The 23,360-nt window shown below is 71.3% G+C and carries 24 protein-coding genes and 1 pseudogene; 14 read left to right on the top strand and 11 right to left on the bottom strand.

Going from position 1 to position 23,360, the window contains the following annotated elements; translation table 11 throughout:
* Positions 1-4 precede the first annotated feature (4 nt).
* The gene (locus tag ACZ6JY_RS02675; RefSeq protein ID WP_469191487.1) at positions 5-1,387 is read right to left on the bottom strand and encodes a glycine--tRNA ligase; all 1,383 of its coding nucleotides are present in this window, start codon (positions 1,385-1,387) and stop codon (positions 5-7) included.
* Positions 1,388-1,574: 187 nt separating this feature from the next.
* On the opposite strand from ACZ6JY_RS02675, the gene ACZ6JY_RS02670 reads away from it, so the two are divergent.
* The 4 genes from ACZ6JY_RS02670 (at position 1,575) to ACZ6JY_RS02655 (ending at position 4,965) form a co-directional block, all read left to right on the top strand.
* Complete coding sequence (locus ACZ6JY_RS02670; protein ID WP_469191485.1) at positions 1,575-2,582, top strand: metal ABC transporter substrate-binding protein; 1,008 nt, start codon at positions 1,575-1,577, stop codon at positions 2,580-2,582.
* Between the two features lie 45 nt (positions 2,583-2,627).
* Positions 2,628-3,407 carry a metal ABC transporter ATP-binding protein gene (locus tag ACZ6JY_RS02665; protein WP_469191483.1) on the top strand — a complete coding sequence of 260 codons (780 nt, stop codon included), beginning with the start codon at positions 2,628-2,630 and terminating at the stop codon, positions 3,405-3,407.
* Positions 3,408-3,604: 197 nt separating this feature from the next.
* Positions 3,605-4,492, top strand: coding sequence for a metal ABC transporter permease (locus ACZ6JY_RS02660; RefSeq protein WP_469191481.1), 888 nt, complete (start codon positions 3,605-3,607; stop codon positions 4,490-4,492).
* Between the two features lie 17 nt (positions 4,493-4,509).
* On the top strand, positions 4,510-4,965 hold the full coding sequence (locus ACZ6JY_RS02655; RefSeq protein WP_469191908.1) for a Fur family transcriptional regulator: 456 nt from the start codon (positions 4,510-4,512) through the stop codon (positions 4,963-4,965).
* 68 nt (positions 4,966-5,033) lie between these two features.
* On the opposite strand, the gene ACZ6JY_RS02650 is transcribed toward ACZ6JY_RS02655, so the two are convergent.
* From ACZ6JY_RS02650 to ACZ6JY_RS02635, 4 genes are all read right to left on the bottom strand, one after another.
* Positions 5,034-5,855, bottom strand: coding sequence for an isoprenyl transferase (locus tag ACZ6JY_RS02650; RefSeq protein WP_469191479.1), 822 nt, complete (start codon positions 5,853-5,855; stop codon positions 5,034-5,036).
* A gap of 58 nt (positions 5,856-5,913) precedes the next feature.
* Positions 5,914-6,663: a DNA repair protein RecO gene (gene recO, locus ACZ6JY_RS02645; RefSeq protein WP_447037317.1), complete on the bottom strand. Its 750-nt coding sequence runs from the start codon at positions 6,661-6,663 to the stop codon at positions 5,914-5,916.
* Positions 6,664-6,738: 75 nt separating this feature from the next.
* Positions 6,739-6,960, bottom strand: a complete 222-nt coding sequence (locus ACZ6JY_RS02640) for a hypothetical protein (RefSeq protein WP_469191477.1) — start codon at positions 6,958-6,960, stop codon at positions 6,739-6,741.
* A complete protein-coding gene (locus ACZ6JY_RS02635) occupies positions 6,957-7,199 on the bottom strand; it encodes a hypothetical protein (protein WP_469191475.1) in 243 nt (80 codons plus the stop codon). The genes ACZ6JY_RS02640 and ACZ6JY_RS02635 overlap by 4 nt, the downstream gene beginning before the upstream one ends.
* Positions 7,200-7,314: 115 nt before the next feature.
* On the opposite strand from ACZ6JY_RS02635, the gene ACZ6JY_RS02630 reads away from it, so the two are divergent.
* The 3 genes and pseudogenes from ACZ6JY_RS02630 to ACZ6JY_RS02620 all read left to right on the top strand — a co-directional run bounded on the left by ACZ6JY_RS02630 (position 7,315) and on the right by ACZ6JY_RS02620 (position 8,492).
* Complete coding sequence (locus tag ACZ6JY_RS02630) at positions 7,315-8,148, top strand: helix-turn-helix domain-containing protein (RefSeq protein WP_469191473.1); 834 nt, start codon at positions 7,315-7,317, stop codon at positions 8,146-8,148.
* Positions 8,130-8,213, top strand: a pseudogene (locus ACZ6JY_RS02625) (DUF397 domain-containing protein); the annotation flags it as partial. The gene ACZ6JY_RS02630 and the pseudogene ACZ6JY_RS02625, both read left to right, overlap by 19 nt.
* On the top strand, positions 8,208-8,492 hold the full coding sequence (locus tag ACZ6JY_RS02620) for a DUF397 domain-containing protein (protein ID WP_469191906.1): 285 nt from the start codon (positions 8,208-8,210) through the stop codon (positions 8,490-8,492). The pseudogene ACZ6JY_RS02625 and the gene ACZ6JY_RS02620, both read left to right, overlap by 6 nt.
* Here ACZ6JY_RS02620 and ACZ6JY_RS02615 read toward each other — a convergent pair.
* From ACZ6JY_RS02615 to ACZ6JY_RS02605, 3 genes are all read right to left on the bottom strand, one after another.
* Positions 8,479-9,951: a membrane-associated oxidoreductase gene (locus ACZ6JY_RS02615; RefSeq protein ID WP_469191471.1), complete on the bottom strand. Its 1,473-nt coding sequence runs from the start codon at positions 9,949-9,951 to the stop codon at positions 8,479-8,481. The two genes, ACZ6JY_RS02620 and ACZ6JY_RS02615, sit on opposite strands and share 14 nt — an antisense overlap.
* A gap of 25 nt (positions 9,952-9,976) precedes the next feature.
* Entirely contained in the window at positions 9,977-10,762 is a 786-nt protein-coding gene (locus ACZ6JY_RS02610) for an isocitrate lyase/PEP mutase family protein (RefSeq protein WP_469191469.1), read from the bottom strand.
* Between the two features lie 85 nt (positions 10,763-10,847).
* A complete protein-coding gene (locus tag ACZ6JY_RS02605; RefSeq protein ID WP_469191467.1) occupies positions 10,848-11,339 on the bottom strand; it encodes a cupin domain-containing protein in 492 nt (163 codons plus the stop codon).
* Positions 11,340-11,503: 164 nt separating this feature from the next.
* On the opposite strand from ACZ6JY_RS02605, the gene ACZ6JY_RS02600 reads away from it, so the two are divergent.
* Together ACZ6JY_RS02600 and ACZ6JY_RS02595 are read left to right on the top strand one after the other, a co-directional pair.
* Positions 11,504-12,412: a LysR family transcriptional regulator gene (locus ACZ6JY_RS02600; RefSeq protein WP_469191465.1), complete on the top strand. Its 909-nt coding sequence runs from the start codon at positions 11,504-11,506 to the stop codon at positions 12,410-12,412.
* Positions 12,413-12,458: 46 nt separating this feature from the next.
* On the top strand, positions 12,459-13,136 hold the full coding sequence (locus ACZ6JY_RS02595; protein ID WP_469191463.1) for an AIM24 family protein: 678 nt from the start codon (positions 12,459-12,461) through the stop codon (positions 13,134-13,136).
* A gap of 67 nt (positions 13,137-13,203) precedes the next feature.
* On the opposite strand, the gene ACZ6JY_RS02590 is transcribed toward ACZ6JY_RS02595, so the two are convergent.
* The gene (locus ACZ6JY_RS02590) at positions 13,204-14,481 is read right to left on the bottom strand and encodes an aspartate aminotransferase type Ic (RefSeq protein WP_469191461.1); all 1,278 of its coding nucleotides are present in this window, start codon (positions 14,479-14,481) and stop codon (positions 13,204-13,206) included.
* Between the two features lie 241 nt (positions 14,482-14,722).
* On the opposite strand from ACZ6JY_RS02590, the gene ACZ6JY_RS02585 reads away from it, so the two are divergent.
* Genes ACZ6JY_RS02585 through ACZ6JY_RS02565 form a run of 5 tightly spaced genes read left to right on the top strand, consistent with a single transcriptional unit; the run spans position 14,723 to position 21,394 of the window.
* The gene (locus ACZ6JY_RS02585; protein ID WP_469191904.1) at positions 14,723-16,381 is read left to right on the top strand and encodes an ABC transporter substrate-binding protein; all 1,659 of its coding nucleotides are present in this window, start codon (positions 14,723-14,725) and stop codon (positions 16,379-16,381) included.
* Between the two features lie 37 nt (positions 16,382-16,418).
* Positions 16,419-17,378 (top strand): ABC transporter permease, encoded by a 960-nt coding sequence (locus ACZ6JY_RS02580; RefSeq protein ID WP_469191459.1) that lies wholly within the window; start codon positions 16,419-16,421, stop codon positions 17,376-17,378.
* A 31-nt stretch (positions 17,379-17,409) separates the two neighbouring features.
* Positions 17,410-19,431 (top strand): dipeptide/oligopeptide/nickel ABC transporter permease/ATP-binding protein, encoded by a 2,022-nt coding sequence (locus ACZ6JY_RS02575; RefSeq protein WP_469191457.1) that lies wholly within the window; start codon positions 17,410-17,412, stop codon positions 19,429-19,431.
* Complete coding sequence (locus ACZ6JY_RS02570; protein ID WP_469191455.1) at positions 19,428-20,468, top strand: oligopeptide/dipeptide ABC transporter ATP-binding protein; 1,041 nt, start codon at positions 19,428-19,430, stop codon at positions 20,466-20,468. Before ACZ6JY_RS02575 ends, ACZ6JY_RS02570 begins: the two co-directional genes overlap by 4 nt.
* Complete coding sequence (locus tag ACZ6JY_RS02565) at positions 20,465-21,394, top strand: dihydrodipicolinate synthase family protein (RefSeq protein ID WP_469191453.1); 930 nt, start codon at positions 20,465-20,467, stop codon at positions 21,392-21,394. The genes ACZ6JY_RS02570 and ACZ6JY_RS02565 overlap by 4 nt, the downstream gene beginning before the upstream one ends.
* A gap of 17 nt (positions 21,395-21,411) precedes the next feature.
* Here the strand turns inward: ACZ6JY_RS02565 and ACZ6JY_RS02560 are convergent, their stop codons facing one another.
* Both ACZ6JY_RS02560 and ACZ6JY_RS02555 read right to left on the bottom strand, forming a co-directional pair.
* Complete coding sequence (locus ACZ6JY_RS02560; protein ID WP_469191451.1) at positions 21,412-22,080, bottom strand: response regulator transcription factor; 669 nt, start codon at positions 22,078-22,080, stop codon at positions 21,412-21,414.
* Positions 22,077-23,324 carry a sensor histidine kinase gene (locus tag ACZ6JY_RS02555; RefSeq protein WP_469191449.1) on the bottom strand — a complete coding sequence of 416 codons (1,248 nt, stop codon included), beginning with the start codon at positions 23,322-23,324 and terminating at the stop codon, positions 22,077-22,079. Before ACZ6JY_RS02555 ends, ACZ6JY_RS02560 begins: the two co-directional genes overlap by 4 nt.
* Positions 23,325-23,360: the final 36 nt, after the last annotated feature.

Raw genomic sequence — 23,360 nt, 5'->3', positions numbered from 1 at the left:
CGTGTCAGCAGCCCACGAGGCGGGTGGCGAGGTAGCCCTCGATCTGGTCGAGGGAGACCCGCTCCTGCTTCATGGTGTCGCGCTCGCGCACCGTGACGGCGTTGTCGTCGAGGGTGTCGAAGTCGACGGTGACGCAGTACGGGGTGCCGATCTCGTCCTGGCGGCGGTAGCGGCGGCCGATGGCGCCCGCGTCGTCGAACTCGATGTTCCAGTTCTGCCGGAGCGCGGTGGCCAGGCCCTTGGCCTTCGGCGAAAGCTCCGGGTTGCGGGAGAGCGGCAGGACCGCGACCTTCACCGGGGCGATGCGGTGGTCGAAGCGCATGACCGTGCGCTTCTCCAGCTTGCCCTTGGCGTTGGGCGCCTCGTCCTCGATGTAGGAGTCGAGGAGGAAGGCGAGCATCGTGCGGCCGACACCGGCCGCGGGCTCGATGACGTACGGCGTCCAGCGCTCGCCGGCTTCCTGGTCGAAGTACGACAGGTCCTGGCCGGAGGCCTTGGAGTGCGCGGTCAGGTCGTAGTCGGTGCGGTTGGCGACGCCTTCCAGCTCGCCCCACTCGCTGCCGCCGAACTGGAAGCGGTACTCGATGTCAGCGGTGCGCTTGGAGTAGTGGGAGAGCTTCTCCTTCGGGTGCTCGAACCACCGCATGTTCTCCTCGCGCAGGCCCAGGCCGGTGTACCAGTTCCAGCGCTGCTCCATCCAGTATTCCTGCCACTGCTCGTCCTCGCCCGGCTTGACGAAGAACTCCATCTCCATCTGCTCGAACTCGCGGGTGCGGAAGATGAAGTTGCCGGGCGTGATCTCGTTGCGGAAGGACTTGCCCATCTGCGCGATGCCGAAGGGCGGCTTGCGGCGCGAGGTCTGCTGCACCTGGCCGAAGTTGGTGAAGATGCCCTGCGCGGTCTCGGGCCGCAGGTAGGCGACGGAGCCGCTGTCCTGGGTCGGGCCGAGGTGCGTGGCGAGCATGCCGGAGAACTGCTTGGGCTCGGTGAACTGGCCCTTCGTACCGCAGTTGGGGCAGTTGACGTCCGCGAGGCCGTTGGCCGGCGGACGGTTGTGCTTGGCCTCGTAGGCCTCTTCCAGGTGGTCGGCGCGGTGGCGCTTGTGACAGGAGAGGCATTCGGTGAGCGGGTCGGAGAAGGTCGCGACATGGCCGGAGGCCTGCCAGACCTCGCTCGCCAGGATCACCGACGAGTCGATGCCGACGACGTCCTCGCGCGCGGTGACCATGTAACGCCACCACTGGCGCTTGAGGTTCTCCTTGAGCTCGACGCCGAGCGGCCCGTAGTCCCAGGCGGCGCGCTGACCGCCGTAGATCTCACTGCAGGGGAAAACGAAGCCACGGCGCTTGCTCAGGCTGACGATGGTGTCGATCTTGTCGGCGGCCACGGTGCTCTTCTCATGACGACGGCGGGGCGAAGCCTTCACTGCCGGAGGCAGCGGCTTCGGGAGCGAATGCTTCAGGTTACCGGCGGCCCGACCCCCCTAATCAAATCGGTTCCGGTATGACCCTCTTACCGCACCCCCGAGGGGGCTTTGTTGACAATCGTTTCCACATTTGTTGAAAATGAGTGTCATGAACGTACGACGACGCCTGATATCCACCGCCGCCCTCGCCTCCGCCACCGCGCTCGGCCTCACGGCCCTGACCGCGTGCTCGACCTCCGCCGCGGACGACAAGGACGGCAAGCTCGACGTGGTGGCGTCGTTCTACCCCATGCAGTACCTCGCGGAGCAGATCGGCGGCGACCACGTCTCCGTCACCAACCTCACCGACGCCGGCCAGGAGCCGCACGACCTCGACGTCTCCGCCAAGCAGCGCGGCCAGCTGGAGGAGTCCGACGTCGCCCTGTACCTGAAGGGCCTCCAGCCCGCCGTCGACGACGCGATCGGCCAGTCCGGCATCGAGACCAAGGTCGACGCCGCCTCCCTGACCAGCATGGAGAAGCACGGCGACGAGGTCGAGGGGCACGGCGACGAGCACGCCGACGAGCACGGCCACGAGGAAGAGGAAGGCCACGAGGGCCACGACCACGGCCACTCCCACGAGGGCGCCGACCCGCACATCTGGCTCGACCCGGTGAAGTACGCCGAGGTCGCCGAGGGCGTCGGCAAGGCCCTGGAGAAGGCCGACCCGGACCACGCGAAGACGTACGAGAAGAACACCGCGAAGCTCGTGAAGAAGCTCGGCGTCCTCGACAAGTCCTTCAAGGACGGCCTGAAGGCCGGCGACACGAAGTCCCCGAGGGTCTTCATCACCACCCACGCCGCCTTCGGCTACCTCGCCGAGCGCTACGGCCTGACCGAGGAGGCCATCAGCGGCCTCGACCCCGAGGGCGAGCCCAGCGCCAAGCGCGTCAAGGACCTCCAGAAGATGGCGAAGGAGGACGGCGTCACCACCGTCTTCTACGAGACGCTCGTCAGCGACAAGACCGCGAAGACCCTGGCGAAGGACGCCGGCCTGAAGACTGATGTACTCGACCCGATCGAGGGCATCACCAAGGGCAAGTCCAAGGGCGACGACTACATCGAGGTCATGGAGTCCAACCTGAAGGCCCTCCAGAAGGCCCTCGGCACCAACTGACCGGCACCAGATGATCCACCTTCCGCGGCTACGGAGGCACGCGCCATGACCAAGTCCGACCAGGGCGAAGCCGTCATATCCCTGCGCAAGGTGACGGCCGAGCTCGGCTCGCGCCCCGTACTGCGCGGCATCGACCTCCAGGTGGGCCGCGGCGAGGTCGTCGCCCTGCTCGGCGCCAACGGCTCGGGCAAGTCCACCGCCGTACGCACGGTCATAGGCCAGGTCCCCGTCAGCGGCGGCGAGGTGGAGATCTTCGGCACCCCGCGGCGCCGCTTCCGCGACTGGGCCCGCGTCGGGTACGTCCCGCAGCGCACCACGGCCGCCGGCGGCGTGCCCGCCACGATCAGCGAGGTCGTCACCTCCGGGCGGCTCTCGCGCGCCCGCTTCGGCATCCTCGGCAAGGCCGACCGCGCCGCCGTGGCCGGCGCCATCGATCTGGTGGGCCTCGCCGACCGCGCCAAGGACTCCGTCGACGCGCTCTCCGGCGGCCAGCACCAGCGGGTCCTGATCGCACGCGCCCTGGCCTCCGAGCCCGAGCTGCTGATCATGGACGAGCCGATGGCGGGCGTCGACCTGGCCAGCCAGGAAGTCCTCGCGGCCACGCTGCGCCAGCAGGTCGCCATGGGCACCTCGGTCCTCCTCGTCCTGCACGAGCTGGGCCCCCTCGAACCGCTGATCGACCGCGCCGTGGTCCTGCGCGACGGCTGCGTGATGCACGACGGGCCGCCCCCGCGCGCGCTCGGCCAGCACGCGCTGCCCGGCCACGACCACGTCCACCCGCACACCGCCGACGCGGAACCGGTCCGTACCGGCCTGCTCACCTAGGGCCTGTCGTTGGGATCATCTCGGCGTCGCGGGCCCTGGCACGCACATCTGCGGCGTTGTCGTCGGTTGCCAACGCTCCGCGTTGTCGCCCTCCTCCGCCTTGCAGCTGCACGCACCAGACCCCGCTCCGGCCAGGCTCAAAGGCAGCGCCCTTACAGCCGACCTGATCCAAACGACAGACCCTAAGGACCACGGCGATGGAAATCCTCGAATACGCCTTCATGCAGCGGGCGCTGCTCGCGGCCGTCCTGGTCGGCATCACCGCCCCCGCCGTCGGCATCTACCTCGTCCAGCGCCGCCAGGCCCTGATGGGCGACGGCATCGGCCACGTGGCGATGACGGGCGTCGGCCTCGGCTTCCTGCTCTCCACGTCCCCGGTGTGGATGGCCACGGCGGTCGCGATCGTCGGTGCCGTGATCATGGAGCTGATCCGCTGGTACGGCAAGACGCGGGGCGACATCGCGCTCGCGATGCTGTTCTACGGCGGCATGGCGGGCGGCGTGATGTTCATCAACCTCGCGCCCGGCGGCTCGAACGCCAACCTCCAGTCGTACCTCTTCGGCTCGCTCTCGACGGTCTCCGAGGAGGACGTGACGGCGATCTGCCTCCTGGCCGCCTTTGTGGTCCTGGTCACGGTGGGCCTGCGGCGCCAGCTCTTCGCGGTCAGCCAGGACGAGGAGTTCGCCCGCGTGACGGGCCTGCCGGTGCGGGCCCTGAACCTGCTCACCGCCATCACCGCGGCGGTCACCGTCACCGTCGCCATGCGGGTCGTGGGCCTGCTCCTGGTCTCCGCGCTGATGGTGGTGCCGGTGGCCGCGGCCCAGCAGCTCACCCGGAGCTTCGCGGCGACGTTCGCGGTCTCGGTGGCGATCGGCGTGTCCGTGACCATCGGCGGCACGGCGACCTCGTACTACCAGGACGTGCCGCCCGGCGCGACGATCGTGCTGCTCACCATCGGCGTCTTCATCGCCCTCACCGTGCTCGCGACACCGCTCGCCCGGCGCAGGGCCCGTGCGGCGGCGGCCGCGGCGGACGCCGACCCCGCGGAGTGCGCGGTTCCCGCCCAGCCGGTGGCCAAGGCCTGACCCCGGGCGCGGGCGACCTGGCACAATGGCCCGGCAGGCCCAGACCAGAGCGCAGACGCGAGGAGACAACCGTGGGAGCCCCGGTTCGAGGCAGGTCCACCCGCCAGCGTGCGGCAGTGGCCGCGGCACTCGACGACGTGGACGAGTTCCGCAGTGCGCAGGAGCTGCACGACATGCTCAAGCACAAGGGCGACTCGGTGGGGCTGACCACGGTCTACCGCACGCTCCAGTCGCTGGCCGACGCCGGTGAGGTCGACGCCCTGCGCACCAGCGAGGGCGAGACGGTCTACCGCCGTTGCTCGACCGGCGAGCACCACCACCACCTGGTCTGCCGCGTCTGCGGCAAGGCCGTGGAGGTCGAGGGCCCGGCGGTGGAGTCGTGGGCCGAGGCGATCGCCACGGAGCACGGCTTCGTGAACGTGGCGCACACCGTGGAGATCTTCGGCACGTGCGAGGAGTGCGCACGGAAGTAGCCGGACGTACGCGCGAAGGGGCCCGCACCGCCACGACGGCGGTGCGGGCCCCTTCGCCTACGTCCCGGCTAGCTGTTCGCGATCTGCTCCTCGTTGGGGATCGCACCGCCGAAGCGGCGGTCACGCCCGGCGTATTCGAGACAGGCTCGCCACAGGTCGCGGCGGTCGAAGTCGGGCCACAGCACGTCCTGGAAGACCATCTCGGCATAGCTGGACTGCCAGATCAGGTAGTTGGAGGTGCGCTGCTCGCCGCTGGGCCGCAGGAAGAGGTCGACGTCCGGCATGTCCGGGTAGTACATGTACTTCGCGAACGTCTTCTCGTTCACCTTGGACGGGTCGAGCTTGCCCGCGGCGACGTCGCGGGCGATGGCCTGCGCGGCGTCGGCGATCTCGGCACGGCCGCCGTAGTTGACGCAGAAGTACAGGGTCATCGCGTCGTTGTCGACGGTCTGCTCCTGGGCGATCTGGAGCTCCTGGACGACGGACTTCCACATCTTGGGCATCCGGCCGACCCAGCGGATGCGGATGCCGAGCTCGTTCATCTCGTCGCGGCGGCGGCGGATGACGTCACGGTTGAAGTTCATGAGGAAGCGCACCTCGTCGGGCGAGCGCTTCCAGTTCTCGGTGGAGAAGGCGTACAGGGAGAGATTCTTGACGCCCATCTCCAGGCACCCCTTGAGCACGTCCAGAACCACCCCCTCGCCCACCTTGTGCCCCTCGGTGCGCGGCAGCCCCCGCTCCTTGGCCCAGCGGCCGTTGCCGTCCATCACGCAGGCCACGTGCTTCGGTACGAGCTCGCCGGGGATCTTCGGCGGTCTGGCTCCCGAGGGGTGCGGCTCGGGGACCTTGTACTCACGGCGGGACCGTCCGAGGATTCCGCGTCGTGCCATGGGGGGCTCTCTCCTACCTAGCTGATCTCTGTACGTGCATACGTGAGGTGCTCACGGGCTAGCTCTTCTCCACATACCGCAGGGAGCGCAGTCCGCGCTCCATGTGCCAGTGCAGATAGGCGGAAACAAGCCCGCTGCCCTCCCTGGCGTGCCGCGCCTCGCACGCGTCCGCCGTCTCCCAGTCACCGGTGAGCAGCGCGCCGAGCAGGGTGAGGGTCTCCGCAGAGGGTACGACGCTGCCGGGCACCCGGCAGTCGACGCAGACGGAGCCGCCGGCGGCGACGGAGAAGAACCGGTTCGGCCCCGGGAGCCCGCATCTCGCGCAGTCGGTGAAACTGGGCGCGTAGCCGTTCACGGCCAGGGAGCGCAGCAGAAAGGCGTCAAGGACGAGATGCGGCGCGTGCTCCCCCCGCGACAGCACCCGCAGGGCCCCCACGAGCAGCAGATACTGCTGCACCGCGGGCTCGCCCTCGTGGTCGGTGAACCGCTCGGCGGTCTCCAGCATGGCCGTCCCGGCCGTATACCGGGCGTAGTCCGTGACGACCCCGCTGCCGTAGGGAGCGATGGTCTCGCTCTGCGTGCAGAGCGGCAGCCCCCGCCCGACCAGCTCGCTCCCCCGGGCGAAGAACTGCACGTCGACGTGGGAGAACGGTTCGAGCCGCGCCCCGAACTTCGACTTCGTCCGCCGCACCCCGCGCGCCACTGCGCGTACGCGCCCGTGACCGCGCGTGAGCAACGTGATGATCCGGTCCGCCTCACCCAGCTTCTGGGTGCGCAGCACGATGCCGTCGTCGCGGAACAGACTCATGAAGCCATTCTCGCGCACGCCGCCGACACCCGGGTCCAGGGTTCCGCACGGCGGCACGACGGCCCCGCGGTCAGGTCAGGACACCTCGCCCCGGCTCCGCGCGTTCGCGTACGCCGTCGCCGCGCTCAGCCGCTCCGCCTGCGTCGCGGTGCGCACCGCCTCCGGAGTGCAGTCCCACTCGCAGCCCCCGCCGTACGGGCGCAGCTGTACGTACGGACCCTCGTGGCCCATCACCCTGCCGATACGCCCGCTCCGGGTGTCGACCACGTAGGAGCCGACGGGAAGGTACAGAGTCATGGGGTCGCCTCCTTGGCACCACCGACACGCAGGGCCGCGACCAGGCGGGCCGCGGCATCGACGGAACAACCGCCGAATTCGATCCGCGGACACGGGGCTTCCCTCGCGATCGTCGCCGGATCGATCCGCAGGGACGGCAGCGTAATTCCCGCACGGGCGAGTGCGGCGCGCAATTCCCTCAATGTTTCCTCCGCCTGTTCGACGCAGACGACTGCGTGCCCCTTTGATTCCGACTTCACGTGACTCCCCTTCGCTTCCGCATTTCACTCTTCGCACCCCTACGGTGACGCACTGCACCTAGACTCGGCAGCATTCTGCCCTCTACAACTACGGGGCAGCGAAAGGCGGTTGGCCATGGCCAATGGTTCACGGCAGGCGGCGTGGGAGTTCTTCGGAGCGGAGCTGAAACGGCGCCGCGAGGAGGCCGGCCTCACCCAGTCCGCACTGGGGATGCGGGTTTTCGTCTCCGGGGGTTACATCGGCCAATTCGAACAGGCGATTCGTAAGCCGCAGTTGGATGTGGCCCAGCGGATCGATGAGGTCCTACAAACCGGGGGTTTTTTCGAACGCCTCTGTCGGAGCCTGATCGACGACAAGCGGTACGCGGATTACTTCGCGGCGGTGGTGGAGCTTGAGGCACTCGCGACGCGCATCTGTGAGTTCGCGCCGACGCTGGTGCCGGGCCTGCTCCAGACCGCCGCGTACGCCCGCGCGGTCACCCTCGCGGCGAACCCGTTCGTCACGGACGAGTACGTACAGGACATCGTGGGCGCCCGCCTCGAACGGGCGGGCATCCTCAAGGACGCGACGCGCCCCGAGTACTGGGTGACCCTGCACGAGAACGTGCTGTACATCCCGGTGGGCGGGCCCGCGGCGATGGCCGAGCAGTTGGATCACGTGGCGTGGCTTATGCGGGAGCGGCATGTGTTGGTCATGGTGCTCCCATATACGGCGGGAGCACATGCCTCGATGACCGGGGATCTGCGCATCATGGCGTTCGACGACGCGCCTCCGGTCGCCTATACAGAGACGTCGTTTTCGGGAACCCTCGTCGACGAACCGGTAGTGGTGCGGCGCACGCACCGAGCATACGATCTGCTCAGGGCCGCCGCGCTGTCGCCGGAGGCGTCCCTCGCCCTGATCGAATCGGCGGCTGAGGACTACAGACGATGCATCAGTACGACCTGAGCAGCGCCCGCTGGCGCAAGAGCAGCCACAGTAACGGCGAAGGCGGCAACTGCGTCGAGGTGGCCCACGACTTCCCAGGCGCCGCCCGCTGGCGAAAGAGCACGTACAGCAACGGCCAGGGCGGCGACTGCGTGGAGGTGGGCCACGACTTCCCGGGCGCCGCCCGCTGGCGAAAGAGCACATACAGCGGCGGCGACAGCGGGGAATGCGTCGAGGTGGCCGACGGCATCCCCGGGGTCGTCCCCGTACGGGACAGCAAGGTTCCGCAGGGCCCCGCCCTGGTCATCGGTGGGACCGCCTGGCAGGCCTTCGTGACCGGGGTCCGCGAGGCTACTGGCGGCTGATCGTCCGCGTGATGCCCGCGGCGATGGTCGTCGCCAGGGTCCAGCCCAGGACGATCAGGGCGTACGCCAGCCACTGGTACGCGCCCCGCGAGGCGTACGCCTGCTCCTGCCCGAAGGAGACGATCGGCAGCAGCAGATCAAGCGTGTAGAAGACGGGGTTGAAGTCAGGGGCCTCCCCCTGCTTCAGCGCCGCCGGCTCCCGCACGGCGTACGTCACCGACCCGGCCAGCAGCAGCGACAGCAGCCACACCGCCGCCCGCGTCGGCCGGAAGCCGTAGCCGACGGTCACGTCCTGGAGGTGGCCCCAGGCCCTGGCGTACCAGGGCAGGGTGGCGCGCTGGCGGCGCTGCTTGGCGAGCTGGACGGTACGGGCGGCGGCGTCATCGCCCACGTGCCGGTACGCGGCGGTGAGCTGCTCGTACGCGAACGGCACGTAGCCGTCGGTGTCCCGCTCCAGGACCTCAAGACGCCGCTCGACGGGTTCGCTGGGGCCGATCCTGGTGTACGTGAGGCCGTCGAGCCGCACCTCGTCGGGCCAGGTGTCCTGGGCCACGTACAGAAAGCCGAGCTGGGCGCCGCGCAGCTCGACCGTGCCCTCGATGCGTGGGGTCCTGTCCAGCCACAGGGCCCCCGCCGAGAGGGAGCTGGCACGCAGGGCGGTGCCACCCGGGTTCACGAGGGACGCCTCCTCCAGGTCGACCCCGCTGGATATCCGGGCACCCCGCAGATCGATCAGGCCTCGCGCGGCAAGGCGCGCGGCGTGCAGCTCCGAGCCCACCGCGAGGTGCCTCGCCCGGAGGGCGGCTCCGCCCGGATTACTGAGGACCGCGTCATTGAAGTCGACACGCCCCGAGACGGTCGCCCCTTCGAGACGGACCACGCCATGCGCGATGAACCCCCGGTCGGCCCGGACGTCGTCCTCGACGGTGACGTGATTCAGCGCAAGGACGGGCTCGTCCAGGTTCACGCCCCGCTCCCCCAGGTGCGCCCCGTACAAGGTCACCCCTCCGGCGATCCGCGCCCCGCCGAGCCGGACGGGCCTCAGGACCCGGCAGTCGGGCATGCGGAGCGAGCCGTCGACCCGTAGAGCGATGGCGTGCAGGCCCGGCAGATGACAGCGACTGAGGCTCAGTTGCCGCAACTGCGCCCTGTACAGCTCGGGCACGTCCTCGAAGAGGCAGGCCTTCAGGTGGATCGGCGCGGCGATCTCCGCGTACTGGAGGTCGAGCGGTCCGCTGATGCGCGCCCCGGTCACCCGGAGGACCGACGTGTTCCCCTCCGTGGCGGCCCCGCCCAACAACAACGCCCGCAGCACCTCCGCCCGCACGGTCCGCGCGGGACCCCAGTCCGCGTCGGGCCCGGGGGCGTCGTCGGGCCCCTCCCGGAAGTCGACGTCCCGCCCGCGCGGAAACGCCTCCCAAACCCGCCGCTCGGCGCCCGTCAGCTCGCTGATCTCCACCGCCGCGATGCTGGTCCGCGGCCGGTCAACTGTCAACCAGGGCCTGCGTCTGCGCGTACGAGGGGATGTCGCCGGAGAGCGGCAGGCCGCCCGCCACCGCTTCGGCCGCCGCCACGGCGGCCCCGAGCGCCGCGCGGAACAGCAGCGACCCGCAGCTCACCCGCCGCACGCCCGCCGCCGCGAGGGCGGCCGGCGAGGGGCCGCCGGGCGAGTGGAGGATGTTGAGCGGGGCGTCGAAGGCGGCCGCCACGGCGGCGATGGCCGCCACGTCCCGCAGCCCCGGCACGAAAAGACCGTCCGCGCTCGCCCGGCAGTACGCCGCGAGGCGAGCCTCCGTCTCCGCCACCGGCGCACCCGGCAGCCAGTACGTGTCCGTCCGGGCGTTGACGAACAGCCGCTCCCCGACCGCCTCCTTCACCGCCCGCAGGATCTCGGCCTGCTCCCCCGCGTCCCGCAGCGTGCCGTCCGCGCGGCCGTCCTCGATGTTGACGCCGACGGCGCCCGCCTCGGCCAGCTCCACGGCGAGGGCGGCCACTTCCTCGGGCCGGTCGCTGAAGCCGCCCTCCACATCGACGCTGACCAGGGCGTCGAGCCGGGACAGGGACCGGGCGAGCCGGACGGTCTCCGCCCGCGTGCCGCCCACCCCGTCCGGCACCCCGGCGGCCGCCGCCACCCCGAGGCTGGTCGTCCCGACCGCCCGGAACCCGGCCCCGGCGAACGCGGCGGCCGACGCGTGATCCCAGGCGTTGGGCAGCAACAGGGGCGCACCGGCCCGGTGCAGGTCGCGGAACTCCTCGTACCGAAGTGTCATGCCACGACCGTATGCGGCCGACACTTCGGCCACTGCCGAAGCGTCAGGCTCGATGCGTCAGGCTCGATGCGTCAGGCTCGATGCGTCAGCGCCACGGCTTCGGCGTCGGCACGAAATGCACGTCGTACTCGTCCTGCCGCGCCAGCAGGCTCTCGAACCGCTCCTGGCCGTGCTGGATACGCCCCAGCGCCCGGAAGTAGTCGAAGCGCTCGACGCCCGGCGTGAGCACCGCGAGCAGCTCCGCCGTGGAGCCGGGCGCCGCGCCGAACGCGTGCGGCATGCGGGGCGGCACGACGACGAGGCCGCCCGCGTCCACGGTGAAGGACTCCCCGTCGAGCAGGAAGTCGACGGCACCTCCGACCACGTAGAACAGCTCGTGCGACAGCGCGTGGAAGTGCGGGCGGGCCCCGTCGGCACCGACGCCGAGCGTGAGTACGTTGGCGCCGAGCGCGCCACCCGTCCCGCTCGCGTCGGCGAGCAGCCGAAACCCCCCGCCACGCGGCAGCGGAACCCGCTCGGCGTCGTCGGCGTAGGTGATGAGATGCGGAAAAGTGCCGGTGCCGGTGCTTGTGACCATGGGTTTCTCTGCCTCCAGGTGGGACTTTTGTGCGGTCGACTTATCCGCCGGGCCGTCACCTCATTCGAACCCGGGAAGAGGGGGGGTGCCAGGGGCAGTTGGTGTGCACAGTGATCTGTGGTCGTGATGTATACGGGAGTGGGCACGGGCGGGGGGGGCGGGGCGTGGAGTTGCGGCAGTTGGAGTACTTCGTGGCGGTCGCGGAGGAGTCGGGCTTCGCCCGTGCGGCCGAGCGGCTCGGTGTCGTGCAGTCGGCGGTGAGCCAGCAGGTGCGGCGCCTTGAGCGGGGGTGGGGTGTGAAGCTCTTCGAGCGGACGACGCGGCGGGTGCGGCTCTCCGCGGCCGGTGAGCGGCTGCTGCCCGAGGCGCGGGCCGTCCTCGCGGCGGCGGGGCGGGCCCGGCAGGTCGCCGCGGGCGTGGCGGGCGGCGCCGATGGCGTGCTGCGGCTCGGGCAGGTGCAGGGGCCGGGGACGCGGATGTACGACGTGCTGGACGCCCTGGCGGAGGTCGCGCCGGGGCTGAGGGTCACGCTGCGCAGGCTGCCGCCCGCCCGGCGGCTCGCGGCCGTGCGGACGGGCGAGCTGGACGCCGCTTTCGTCCGGGCCTCGCACGCGGCCCCCGGGCTCGAACTGCTGCCGGTGTGGCGCGACCCGCTGTACGTGGCGCTGCCGCACGGCCACCCGCTGGCCGCCGAACCCGTCCTGGAACTCGGCAGGCTCGCCCGGTCGGGGCTGCCCCTGCGGCTCGCGCCGCGCGAGAGCAATCCGCCCTTCCACGACCTGGTCACCGGGGCGCTGCGCGAGGCGGGGCCCGAACAGCCGCCGGTGGGGCCGCCGTTCACGACGCTCCAGGAGACGCTGACGGCGATCGGGGCGGCGGCCGACGCGGGCGGCGGGGCGTCGTGGACCGTGTTCTACGAGGTGACTGCCCTGCCCTCGCTGCCCCGCGTCGCGGTGCGGCCCCTGGCCGGGCTCTCGGTCGCCACCTGCCTCGCCGTCCTGCCGGGCCCGCCGGACCCGGCCCTGCGGCAGCTGATACTGGTCACCTCGGCGAGGACCACGGAAGCGGAGTGATGAGGTCCTGCTTCCACGCGGGCAGGTCGTCGATCAGTATGTGCCCATGAAGAGTGATCTGTTCTCCAGTGACCACATGGCGCAGCCGGCGCACATGCCCGGCATGAGCATGCAGAACGCCAAGTCCATCAAGTACGCGGTGAACGGCGAGATGTTCGCGCGGCAGGGCGCGATGATCGCCTACCGGGGCAACCTCCAGTTCGAGCGCAAGGGGCAGGGCGTCGGCGGCATGCTCAAGCGTGCCGTGACCGGTGAGGGGCTGCCGGTGATGGCCGTGCGCGGCCAGGGCGAGGCGTGGTTCGCGCACGAGGCGCAGAGCTGCTTCATCGTCGACGTCGAGCCCGGTGACGTCCTGACCATCAACGGCCGCAACGTGCTCTGCTTCGACGCCTCCCTGTCGTACGAGATCAAGACCGTGAAGGGGGCCGGTATGACCGGTGGCGGGCTGTTCAACAGCGTCTTCACCGGCCAGGGCCGCCTCGGTCTGATGTGCGAGGGAAATCCGCTGGTCATCCCCGTCTCCCACCAGCAGCCCGTGTACGTCGACACGGACGCGGTGGTCGGCTGGACCGCCGACCTCACCACGTCCCTGCACCGCTCGCAGTCGTTCGGCTCAATGATCCGCGGCGGCTCCGGCGAGGCCGTGCAGCTGATGCTCCAGGGCGAGGGCTACGTCATCGTGCGGCCCAGCGAGGTGACGCCGCAGAAGCCTCAGCAGCACTGATCCGCGGCGAGACACCGAGCGGCGCCCGCGCCCGCCGGGGCCGCCCCCGCCTACCGGGCTCCCCCGCCTACCGGGCCGCCTGCTTCTCCAGGCCGGCCAGGCGGACGCAGACCGTGAGGCCGTGGATGGCCTGCTCAAGCTCGGCGAGGCCCGGGTAGCTGGGGGCGACGCGGATGACGGCGTCGCGCGGGTCGTCGCCGTAGGGGTGGGTGGCGCCGGCCGGGGTCAGCACGATGCCCGCCTCGGCGGCGCGCTTCACGACGTCCTTGGCGCAGCCGTCCGGGACGGTGAGGGTCACGAAGTAGCCGCCCTTGGGCGCGGTCCAGGTCGCGAGGCCTGTGGAGCCCAGCTCGGCGTCCAGGATGCGGGCGACCGCCTCGAACTTGGGCTGGAGCAGCGCGCGCTGCCGCTCCATGTGGGCCCGTACGCCGTCGGCGTCGCGCAGGAACATCACGTGGCGGAGCTGGTTGACCTTGTCGGGGCCGATCGACCGCTTGGCGTTCTTGGCGAGGATCCACTTCACGTTCTCGGGCGACGAGCCGAAGAAGGCGACGCCCGCGCCGGCCGCGGTGATCTTCGAGGTGGAGCCGAAGACGAAGGCGCGGTCGGGGTGGCCCGCGTCGGCGCAGGCGCCGAGGATGTCGGCGATCTCGGTGGGCTCGTCGGTGAGATGGTGGACGGCGTAGGCGTTGTCCCAGAAGATCCGGAAGTCGGGGGCGGCGGTCTCCATGCGGGCCAGGCGGGCGACCGTGTCGTCGCTGTACGAGACGCCGTCGGGGTTGCTGTACTTCGGCACGCACCAGATGCCCTTGACGGCCGGGTTCTCGGCGACGAGCCGCTCGACCTCGTCCATGTCCGGGCCCTCGGCCGTCATCGGCACGGGGATCATGTCGATGCCGAAGCGCTCACAGAGGCCGAAGTGCCGGTCGTAGCCGGGCACGGGGCACAGGAACGCGATGCGCTCCTGGTCCACCCACCGCGACGTCGCGCCCGGCACCTCGCTGAGCAGGGCGTGGACGATGCAGTCGTGCATCAGCTCCAGGCTGGAGTTGCCGAGGGCGAGGAGCTGGGCGACCGGCACCTGGAGCAGGTCGGCGAAGATCTCGCGCAGCTCGGGCAGCCCCTGGAGGCCGCCGTAGTTGCGTACGTCGGTGCCGTCGGCGGCGGCGTGGCGCCCGCCGGGCAGGCTCAGCAGGTCCTCGCTGAGGTCGAGCTGCTCCGGGGCGGGCTTGCCGCGGGTGAGGTCGAGGGAGAGCCCGCGCCCGGCGAGCTCCTCGTAGTCCTCGCGGGCCCGCTCCAGCAGGCCGGCCAGGGCCGGGGCGTCGGGGCTGAGCTCGGTGGTCATGGTGTCGCCTCTCGCAGGTGCCGCTTCGGGGGTGGGGTGCCGCCTGCCGAGAATACAAAGGTGGACGGCGGGCGGTGCGGGCGTTTCACAGGGTGACCCTGCGACGGCACCCGCTCGACACCTTGTGCGACACCGTGTGTGAGCCCTTGACCGGCCCTCTCCGCGCTCCTATGGTCGCCACGCCCCCCATGACGTAGGACGTGGGACCTCTTCCGGCAGGCAGGGAGACACTGTGAGCGATCTGACCCCCCGGAGCGCGTCGCGGCACGGCACGCGGCCGCCGGGACCTCCACCCGCACCGGACCGCAGATCCTTCCTCAGATACGGCGGGGCGCTCGGCACGGCCGCCGCCCTGAGCGGCACACTCGCGGCCTGCTCCTCGGGCCCGGAGTCCACCAACGAGACCGGGGGCGGCGGGCAGGGCGGCGACTCCACGCTCACCGCCGTCATCGGCTACGGCAACGACGGGAGCTGGGACCCGACCCAGACGGCGTCCGCCTTCGCCATGGCCGGGAACGAACACATCTACGAGGGACTGCTCGGCACCGACCCGATCACCCGCGAGCCGTACGCGGCGCTCGCCACGGAGGTCCCGAACGACCTCAGGGCGACCACGTGGAAGTTCTCCCTGCGGCCGGGCGCCACCTGGCACGACGGGAAGCCCGTCACCGCCGACGACGTCGTGTTCGTCTTCGACCGCATCCTCGACCCGAAGACCCAGACGCTGGCCAAGGGCTTCTTCGAGAGCTGGCTGAAGGAGGTCAGGAAGACCGGGGCCACCAGCGTGGAGCTCGCCTTGAAGTTCCCCTTCCCCGACGGCGCCGCCCGGCTCTCCCTCGCCAAGATCATGCCGAAGCACGTCTTCGGGAAGCCCGGCGCCTGGGACGACGCCACCAAGGGCACGGCGGTGGGCTCGGGCCCGTACCGCATGACCGCGCACCACCCGAAGTCGAACACCACCTTCGAGGCCTTCGCGGACTACAACGGCCCCCGCAAGGCCGCCTTCAAGAAGATGAACTGGCTGACCATCGTGGACGCCGCACCCCGCGTCGCGAAGATCTCCGGCGGCAGCGCGGACGCGGAGATCGCCGACAACATCCCGTACGCCAACATCGGACAGCTCACCAAGGGCGGCCTCACCGTCGAGGGCGGCGCCGGGATGAACAACCTCTTCCTGCTCTTCAACACCGCGCACAAGCCGTTCGACGACGTACGCGTGCGGCAGGCGCTGCACTACGCCATCGACCGCGAGAAGATGATCGAGGCCGCGCTCAGGGGCCACGGCAAGGCGTCGACGTCCTTCCTCAACGAGTCGAACCCCTCCTACCGCCCCGCGGGGACCGTCTACGGCTACGACCTGGCGAAGGCGAGGAAGCTCCTCAAGGCGGCCGGGGCCGGCAAGCTGAGCGTCAACCTCATGGCGGTCAACGTGAGCTGGATCGTCGACTGCCTGCCCACGATCAAGGACGGCTGGGAGAAGCTCGGCGTCGAGGTCACCCTCGACCCTCAGGAGACCACCGCCGTCTTCACCAAGCTGGACCAGAAGAAGGACTTCCAGATCGTCGCGGCGGCGTCCAACCCCAACCAGTTCGGCCTCGACGCCGATCTGATCATGCGCTACAACTACGGCCCCGAGAACGTCTGGATGGGCTACGCGCGCTGGGCGGGGAACTCCACCGCCAAGCGGCTCTTCAAAGACATGGACCGGGCCACCCGCGAGCCGGAGGCCACCAAGAAGCGGGTCATGATCCAGGACTACATCGACACGGTCGCCGAGCAGGCCGTGCTCTACCCGGTCGTGCACAACGAACTCATGACGGCCTGGGACCCGAAGAAGATCAGCGGCGTCCAGGCCCAGCCCTACCCGGGAATCAACCTGCTGAAGGCCAAGTGGGCCTGAACGGGCTCCGGTTCAACGAAGCTCAGGAGCCGCACGCGTGACCGCTGTCCTCAGGATTCTGGCCCGCCGCATCGCCCTGCTCGTCCCCCTGCTGCTCGGCATCGTCCTCTTCGTCTTCCTCGTCATGCGCTTCTCGGACGTCGACCCGGCCTCCGCGTTCTTCCAGGGCGCCAACCCCACCCCCGAGCAACTGCACCAGTTCCGCGAGGAGAACGGACTGCTCGATCCGCTGCCGGCCCGCTACATCGCCTTTGTAGGGGACCTGCTCCAGGGCGACATGGGCATCAGCGTCCTCAACCGCTCCCCCGTGCTCGACCAGGTCATGACCGCCCTGCCGCTCACCATGCAGCTCACCTTCCTGGGGCTCGGCATCGCCGTGGTGCTCTCGCTCACCCTCGGCGTGGCGGCGGCCATCCACCGCGACAGGCTGCCGGACCAGCTCATCCGCGTCGTCTCCCTGACCGGCGTCGCCGCGCCCGGCTTCTGGCTGGCGCTGCTGATGATCCAGTACCTCGCCGTCGACCTGGGCTGGTTCCCGACCGGCGGCTACATCAACCCCGCCGACTCCTTCACCGGCTGGCTGAAGACCATGACCCTGCCCGCCTTCGCGCTCTCCCTGCCGGTGGCGGCGGGCCTCACCCGCATCATCCGCACGGCCGTGGTCGAGGAACTGGACAAGGACTACGTCCGCACCGCCATCGGCAACGGCCTGCCCCCGGTGGTCGTCGTCGGCCGCAACGTGCTCCGCAACGCCCTCATCAACCCGCTCACCGTGCTCGGCCTGCGCGTGGGCTATCTGCTCGGCGGCGCCGTCGTCATCGAGACGATCTTCTCGCTGCCGGGCATGGGGAAGCTGATGATCGACGCCGTGAAGAACGGCGACCCGGCCGTCGTCCAGGGCGTCGTCATCACCACCGCCGTCGGCTTCGTCGTCGTGAACCTCGTCATCGACGTCCTCCACCTGCTGGTCAATCCCCGTCTGAGGGGCACCGCCTGATGGCCGCGCCGCACGCAAAAGAGGCCCGCTGATGTACTCCACGCGCAAAACGCTGACCGAGCGCCTCTCGGTGCCCGGCCTCCGCATCCGGTCGCTGCGGAACCTCCCCGTCCCCTCCCGCGTCGCCGTCGGCGTCGTCGGCCTCGTGGTCCTCGTCGCCCTCTTCGCGCCACTCATCGCCCCGCACGACCCGCTCGACCAGCAGCCCCAGACCGGCGGCACCGGACGCCCCTCGGCCGACCACTGGATGGGCCAGGACAGCCTCGGCCGCGACATCCTCAGCAGGCTCATGTACGGGGCGCGCTGGTCGCTCGCCATCGGCCTGGGCGCCACGCTGCTCGCCCTGATCGTCGGCGCGGTCATCGGCGCGGTCGCCGCGACCTCCCGCAAGGCCGTCGACGAGACGATGATGCGCTGCCTCGACGTCGTCATGGCCTTCCCCGGCATCGCGCTCGCCGCCGTCCTCGTGGCGGTCTTCGGCGGCGGCATCACCGTACTGATCTGCGCCATCGCGTTCCTCTTCACCCCGCCGATCGCCCGCGTCGTACGGGCCAACGTCCTCGACCAGTACGGCGAGGACTACGTGAGAGCCGAACGCGTCATCGGCGCGCGCACCCCGCACATCCTCGTCCGCCACGTCGCCGTGAACTGCGCGGCGCCCATCCTGGTCTTCTGCACGGTGCAGGTCGCCGAGGCCATCGTCTTCGAGGCCTCGCTCTCCTTCATCGGCGCGGGCGTCCGGCCGCCCGACCCGTCCTGGGGCAGCGTCATCGCCGACGGCAAGAACATGGTCCTGATCGGCGGCTGGTGGGCGACGGTCTTCCCCGGCCTGCTGATGCTGATCACGGTCCTCGCCCTGAACGTCCTCTCCGAGGGCGTCTCGGACGCCTGGGCGGCGCCGTCGGCACGGGCCGTCCCCGGCAAGGCCCGCCGCGACGACCCCCTCGAAGCCCCGGAGCCGGGCAGCGGCGAGGTCCTCGCGCTGCCGGGCCTCACCGAGGCGGCGGCCCGCCTGCGCGCCCGGGCCCGCCCGCTCCCGACGGCGGCGCCCGTGCTCTCCGTCGAAGACCTGCGCATCTCGTTCCCCGAACGCCACGGCGGGGTCGACATCGTCGACGGCATCAGCTTCGCCGTACGCCCCGGCGAAGTCCTCGGCGTGGTCGGCGAATCGGGCTGCGGCAAGTCGCTCACGGCCCTGACGGTGATGGGCCTGGAGCCGAGGGGCGCCCACGTCCGGGGCAGCGTCACCTTCGACGGCCGGGAGCTGACCGGCCTGCCCATGCGCTCCCGCCGCCGGCTCCTCGGCCACGACATGGCGATGATCTACCAGGACGCCCTGTCGTCCCTGAACCCGGCGATGACCGTCCGCGCCCAGCTCAAACAGGTCGTACGCAGAGGAGGCCGCCGCTCGGCCCACGAACTCCTCACCCTCGTCGGCCTCGACCCGGAACGCACCCTGCGCAGCTACCCCCACGAACTCTCCGGCGGCCAGCGCCAGCGCGTCCTGATCGCCATGGCCCTCTCCCGCGACCCGAAGCTGATCGTCGCCGACGAACCCACCACCGCCCTCGACGTCACCGTCCAGGCCCAGATCATCCAGCTCCTGCTGCGCCTGCGCGAGGAACTGGGCTTCGCGCTGATCCTCGTCTCGCACGACCTGGCCCTCGTCGCCGACGTCACCGACCGGGTGGTGGTGATGTACGGCGGCCAGATCGTGGAGACGGGCGTGACGGCGGACCTGGTGGAGTCCCCGTCCCACCACTACACGCGGGGCCTGCTCGGCTCGGTCCTCTCCCTGGAGTCGGCGGCCCAGCGCCTCACCCAGATCAAGGGCGTGGTCCCGTCCCCGGCGGACTTCCCGGCAGGCTGCCGCTTCGCGGGCAGGTGCCCGCTGGCGAGCGAGGTGTGCCGCGACATGACACCGGTCCTCATGGGCGCCAAGGCCCACGCAACGGCCTGCCACCACCCAGCCCCGGGAGGGCAGCCCCGAAGGGGCGCCCTCAGGGGCGCGGGGAACGGCGCGACCAGCCCCCACGGAGGGCAAGCCGAATGACAACCGAACTCGTCAAGCTGGACGCAGTCCACGTCGTACACAAGGCAAGGACCGGCGGCCTCCTGACCCGCGACAAGGTCCATGCCCTGACAGCGGCGACCCTCACGATCGCCCGAGGCGAAACGGTCGGCGTCGTCGGCGAGTCCGGCTGCGGCAAGACCACCCTGGCGCAGACCCTCGTAGGCATCCAGAAGCCGTCCACCGGCACGGTGACATTCCAGGGCGAGGACCTCTGGACCATGCGACCGGCCGCCCGCCGCAGGGCTGTCGGAACCGGCGCGGGCATGATCTTCCAGGACCCCTCGACCGCCCTGAACCGCAGACTCCCCGTACGCCAGATCCTCCGCGACCCGCTGGACGTACACAAGCGGGGCACCCCTGCCCAACGGAACGAGCGAGTACGGGAGTTGATGGACCTGGTGGGGCTCCCGCCGGGCCTCGCCGACGGGCTGCCCGGCCGGCTCAGCGGCGGCCAGCGGCAGCGCGTGGCCATCGCCCGCGCCCTGGCCCTGGAGCCCGGCCTGATCGTGGCCGACGAGCCGACCAGCGCCCTGGACGTCTCCGTGCGCGCCCAGATCCTCAACCTCCTCCTGGACCTCAAGGAGCGCCTGGGCCTGGCCCTGGTCTTCGTGTCGCACGACATCCAGACCGTACGCAGGATGAGCGACCGCGTGGTCACCATGTACCTGGGGCGGATCGTCGAGGAGTCACCGGCCGCCGAGATCCCGGAGCGCGCCCGGCACCCGTACACGCGCGCCCTGTTCTCCGCGACGCCGGGCCTGCTGGACCCCATCGACCCGATCCCGCTGGTGGGCCCCGTGCCCTCGGCGACCCGGCCGCCGAGCGGCTGCCCGTTCCGTACGCGCTGCTGGAAGGCGGACGAGGCGTGCGCCGCCGCCATGCCGGACGCCGAGGAGGCGGGCCCCGCGCACACGTTCCGCTGCCACCACCCCGTAGCGGAAGGCGAGTCGACCCACGAGCTCGTCTCCCAGGCCGCCGCCACGGCCCCCGTACCAGCCACCAGGGAGCGCCCATGACTCTGCCGGCCCCGCTCAGCGGTGTCGTACCGCCCGTCTGCACGCCCCTGACACCGGAGCACGAGGTGGACACGGCCTCGCTCGTCCGGCTCGTGGACCACCTGGTCGCGGGCGGTGTCGACGGCCTCTTCGTGCTCGGCTCGACCTCGGAGGTCGCCTACCTCACCGACCGGCAGCGGGCGCTGGTGCTCGACACGGTCGTCCGTCACGTGGCCGGGCAGCTCCCCGTGCTCGCGGGCGCCATCGACATGACCACGCCCCGCGTCCTCGACCACGTCCGTGTGCTCACCGAGGCGGGCGCGGACGCCGCCGTGGTCACCGCGCCCTTCTACACGCGCACGCACCCCGCCGAGGTGACGCGCCACTTCCGGCTGGTCGCCCGGGGCTCCGGGGTGCCGGTCATCGCGTACGACCTGCCGGTGGCGGTGCACACGAAGCTGGGCGCGGGGGCGGTCCTCGCGCTGGCCGCCGACGGGGTGCTCGCGGGCCTGAAGGACTCCAGCGGCGACGAGGGCGGCTTCCGCGAGGTCGTCGTGGGGAAGCGGGGCCTGCCCGGCGGCTTCAGCGCCCTGACCGGCTCCGAGCTGACGGCCGACTCGGCGCTGGCCATGGGCGCGGACGGGGTGGTGCCCGGCCTCGGGAACGTCGACCCCGAGGGGTACGTACGCCTCTACCGGGCCGCCCGCGACGGCGACTGGCCGGGGGCGCGGGCCGAACAGGAGCGGCTGTGCGCCCTCTTCGGCATGGTGACGGCGGGCGACCCGGCCCGCATGGGCGGCAGCTCGGCGGCGCTCGGCGCCTTCAAGGCGGCCCTGCACCACCGCGGCGTCATCGCCTGCCCGGCCACGGCGGCCCCGCAGACCCCCCTCTCCCGGGAGGAGACGAAGACGGTGGCCAAGCACCTGGCGGCGGCGGGCCTGCTGTAGGGGCCGTCGCACCGCCCTCAGCCTCCCGGCTCGACCAGGCCCGACTCATAGGCCACGATGACCAGTTGGGCGCGGTCACGGGCGCCCAGTTTGCCCATGATGCGGCTCACGTGGGTCTTCGCCGTCAGCGGGCTGAGGGCCAGCGTTTCGGCGATCTCCGTGTTGTTCAGGCCGCGGGCCACCAACGCGAGGACCTGGCGCTCGCGGTCCGAGAGGCCGTCGGGTCCGCCGTCCGCGGTGAGGGCCGCCGTGTCCGGCGCGCGCAGCACGCGGGCGATGAGCCGCGCGGTGGGGCCCGGCGAGAGAAGCGCGTCACCGGCCGCTACCGTGCGGATGGCGTCCAGGAGTTCGGCGGGCCTGGTGTCCTTGACCAGGAAGCCGGAGGCGCCCGCGCGGAGCGCCTCGACGACGTGTTCGTCGGTGTCGTACGTCGTCAGCATGAGGACCTTCACGCCCGCCAGGTCCTCGTCGGCGGCGAGCAGCCGCGTCGCCTCGATGCCGTCGAGGTCGGGCATGCGGATGTCCATGACGACGAGGTCGGCCCGCTCGGAGCGGGCCAGGGCGACGGCCGCGCGTCCGGTGCCCGCCTGGCCCACGACCTCCATGTCGGGCGCCGACTCCACCAGCATCGCGAACGCGGCGCACACCAGCGTCTGGTCGTCGGCGAGCAGCACGCGGATCGTCATGTGAGGCCTCCCAGAGCGGCGGGTGCGAGGGGCAGTACCGCCGAGACCATGAAACCCCCCTCGGCCCGCGGGCCCGCCTCCAGGGTGCCGCCCACCGTACGGGCCCGCTCCCGCATGCCGATGAGCCCGAACCCCGGGGCGTGCGTGCCCTCTTGGGCGCCGGCGCCGATGCCGTCGTCCGTCACCGTCACGGCGAGGGCGGCGTCGCGCGTACGTACGTCCACGCGCACGGTCGGGCCGGGGCCCGCGTGCCGCACGGCGTTGGTGAGCGCCTCCTGCACGATGCGGTACGCGGCGGCGCCCACGGCGGGCGGGGCTTCGCGCGGGTCGACGGTGAGCTCGACGCGGGCCCCGGAGGTGCGGGCGGCCTCGGCGAGGTCGGGGAGGCCGTCGAGGCCGGGCAGCGGGCCCCTGGCCTCCTGCCTGCCGTCGTCGGTGCCCGACCGCAGTACCTCCAGCGTGGCGCGGAGTTCACCGCGGGCCGCGCGGCACGTGCCGGCCACGTCGTCCAGGGCCTTGGCGACGGCCGCGCGGTCGAGGCGGTCCGGGTCGGCGGTGAGGACGTGGGCGGCGACGGAGGTCTGGACGCCGATGAGGGTGATGCTGTGCGCGAGCAGGTCGTGCAGGTCGCGGGCGACCCGCAGCCGTTCCTCGGCGACCCGGCGGCGGGCCTCCTCCTCGCGGGTGCGCTCGGCGCGTTCGGCGCGCTCGACGACGGAGGCGATGTACTGGCGGTTGACGCGTACGTAGACGCCGATCACCAGGAACGCCACGATCCAGCCGGTGACGCGCAGCGCGTTGCGGCCCTCGGCGAGGCCCTGGCCGAACTTCACCGTCAGCATCAGGCCGATGACGGCGGAGCCGATGAGGGCGGTGCGCGGCGGTCTGCCGGTCACGGCGATCGTGTAGAGGCCGAGCATGGCGACGGCCATGGGCGCGGTGTGGTTGTAGTTCATCCCGTGGTACGGCGCGAGGGCGGCGACCAGGCAGGCGAAGGCGAGCAGCGGGGCACGGCGGCGCCACACCATCGGCACGTGCGCGGTGAGCAGGAGCGCCCAGCCGAGGGCGTCGAGCGAGCGGCCGTCGGACCGTTCGGCACCGATGATCGCGGCGGTCGCCGCCGCGGCGGCGGCGAGCAGCGCGTCGGCGCGCAGTGTCCGGCCCTGGCTGACGGGCCGTCGGCCAGGGCCGGGGAACCCGGCGATGCGGAAGGCCCTCCTGTCCGGGCTTCGGGTGGCGTCCACCGTTCCATCCTCCGTCAGGGGGGCGCCGCTCCGGCA

It is taken from the genome of Streptomyces sp. NPDC046335 (assembly GCF_055587985.1).
This window is presented reverse-complemented; position numbering and strand designations above follow the sequence as displayed.

Bases quoted from the DNA above. Each gene is read 5' to 3' on its own strand.
- ACZ6JY_RS02670 (WP_469191485.1), top strand. From the start codon at position 1,575: ATGAACGTACGACGACGCCTGATATCCACCGCCGCCCTCGCCTCCGCC.
- ACZ6JY_RS02665 (WP_469191483.1), top strand. From the start codon at position 2,628: ATGACCAAGTCCGACCAGGGCGAAGCCGTCATATCCCTGCGCAAGGTG.
- ACZ6JY_RS02660 (WP_469191481.1), top strand. From the start codon at position 3,605: ATGGAAATCCTCGAATACGCCTTCATGCAGCGGGCGCTGCTCGCGGCC.
- ACZ6JY_RS02650 (WP_469191479.1), bottom strand. From the start codon at position 5,855: ATGGCACGACGCGGAATCCTCGGACGGTCCCGCCGTGAGTACAAGGTC.
- recO (WP_447037317.1), bottom strand. From the start codon at position 6,663: ATGAGTCTGTTCCGCGACGACGGCATCGTGCTGCGCACCCAGAAGCTG.
- ACZ6JY_RS02640 (WP_469191477.1), bottom strand. From the start codon at position 6,960: ATGACTCTGTACCTTCCCGTCGGCTCCTACGTGGTCGACACCCGGAGC.
- ACZ6JY_RS02630 (WP_469191473.1), top strand. From the start codon at position 7,315: ATGGCCAATGGTTCACGGCAGGCGGCGTGGGAGTTCTTCGGAGCGGAG.
- ACZ6JY_RS02610 (WP_469191469.1), bottom strand. From the start codon at position 10,762: ATGACACTTCGGTACGAGGAGTTCCGCGACCTGCACCGGGCCGGTGCG.
- ACZ6JY_RS02605 (WP_469191467.1), bottom strand. From the start codon at position 11,339: ATGGTCACAAGCACCGGCACCGGCACTTTTCCGCATCTCATCACCTAC.
- ACZ6JY_RS02595 (WP_469191463.1), top strand. From the start codon at position 12,459: ATGAAGAGTGATCTGTTCTCCAGTGACCACATGGCGCAGCCGGCGCAC.
- ACZ6JY_RS02590 (WP_469191461.1), bottom strand. From the start codon at position 14,481: ATGACCACCGAGCTCAGCCCCGACGCCCCGGCCCTGGCCGGCCTGCTG.
- ACZ6JY_RS02575 (WP_469191457.1), top strand. From the start codon at position 17,410: ATGTACTCCACGCGCAAAACGCTGACCGAGCGCCTCTCGGTGCCCGGC.
- ACZ6JY_RS02570 (WP_469191455.1), top strand. From the start codon at position 19,428: ATGACAACCGAACTCGTCAAGCTGGACGCAGTCCACGTCGTACACAAG.
- ACZ6JY_RS02565 (WP_469191453.1), top strand. From the start codon at position 20,465: ATGACTCTGCCGGCCCCGCTCAGCGGTGTCGTACCGCCCGTCTGCACG.
- ACZ6JY_RS02560 (WP_469191451.1), bottom strand. From the start codon at position 22,080: ATGACGATCCGCGTGCTGCTCGCCGACGACCAGACGCTGGTGTGCGCC.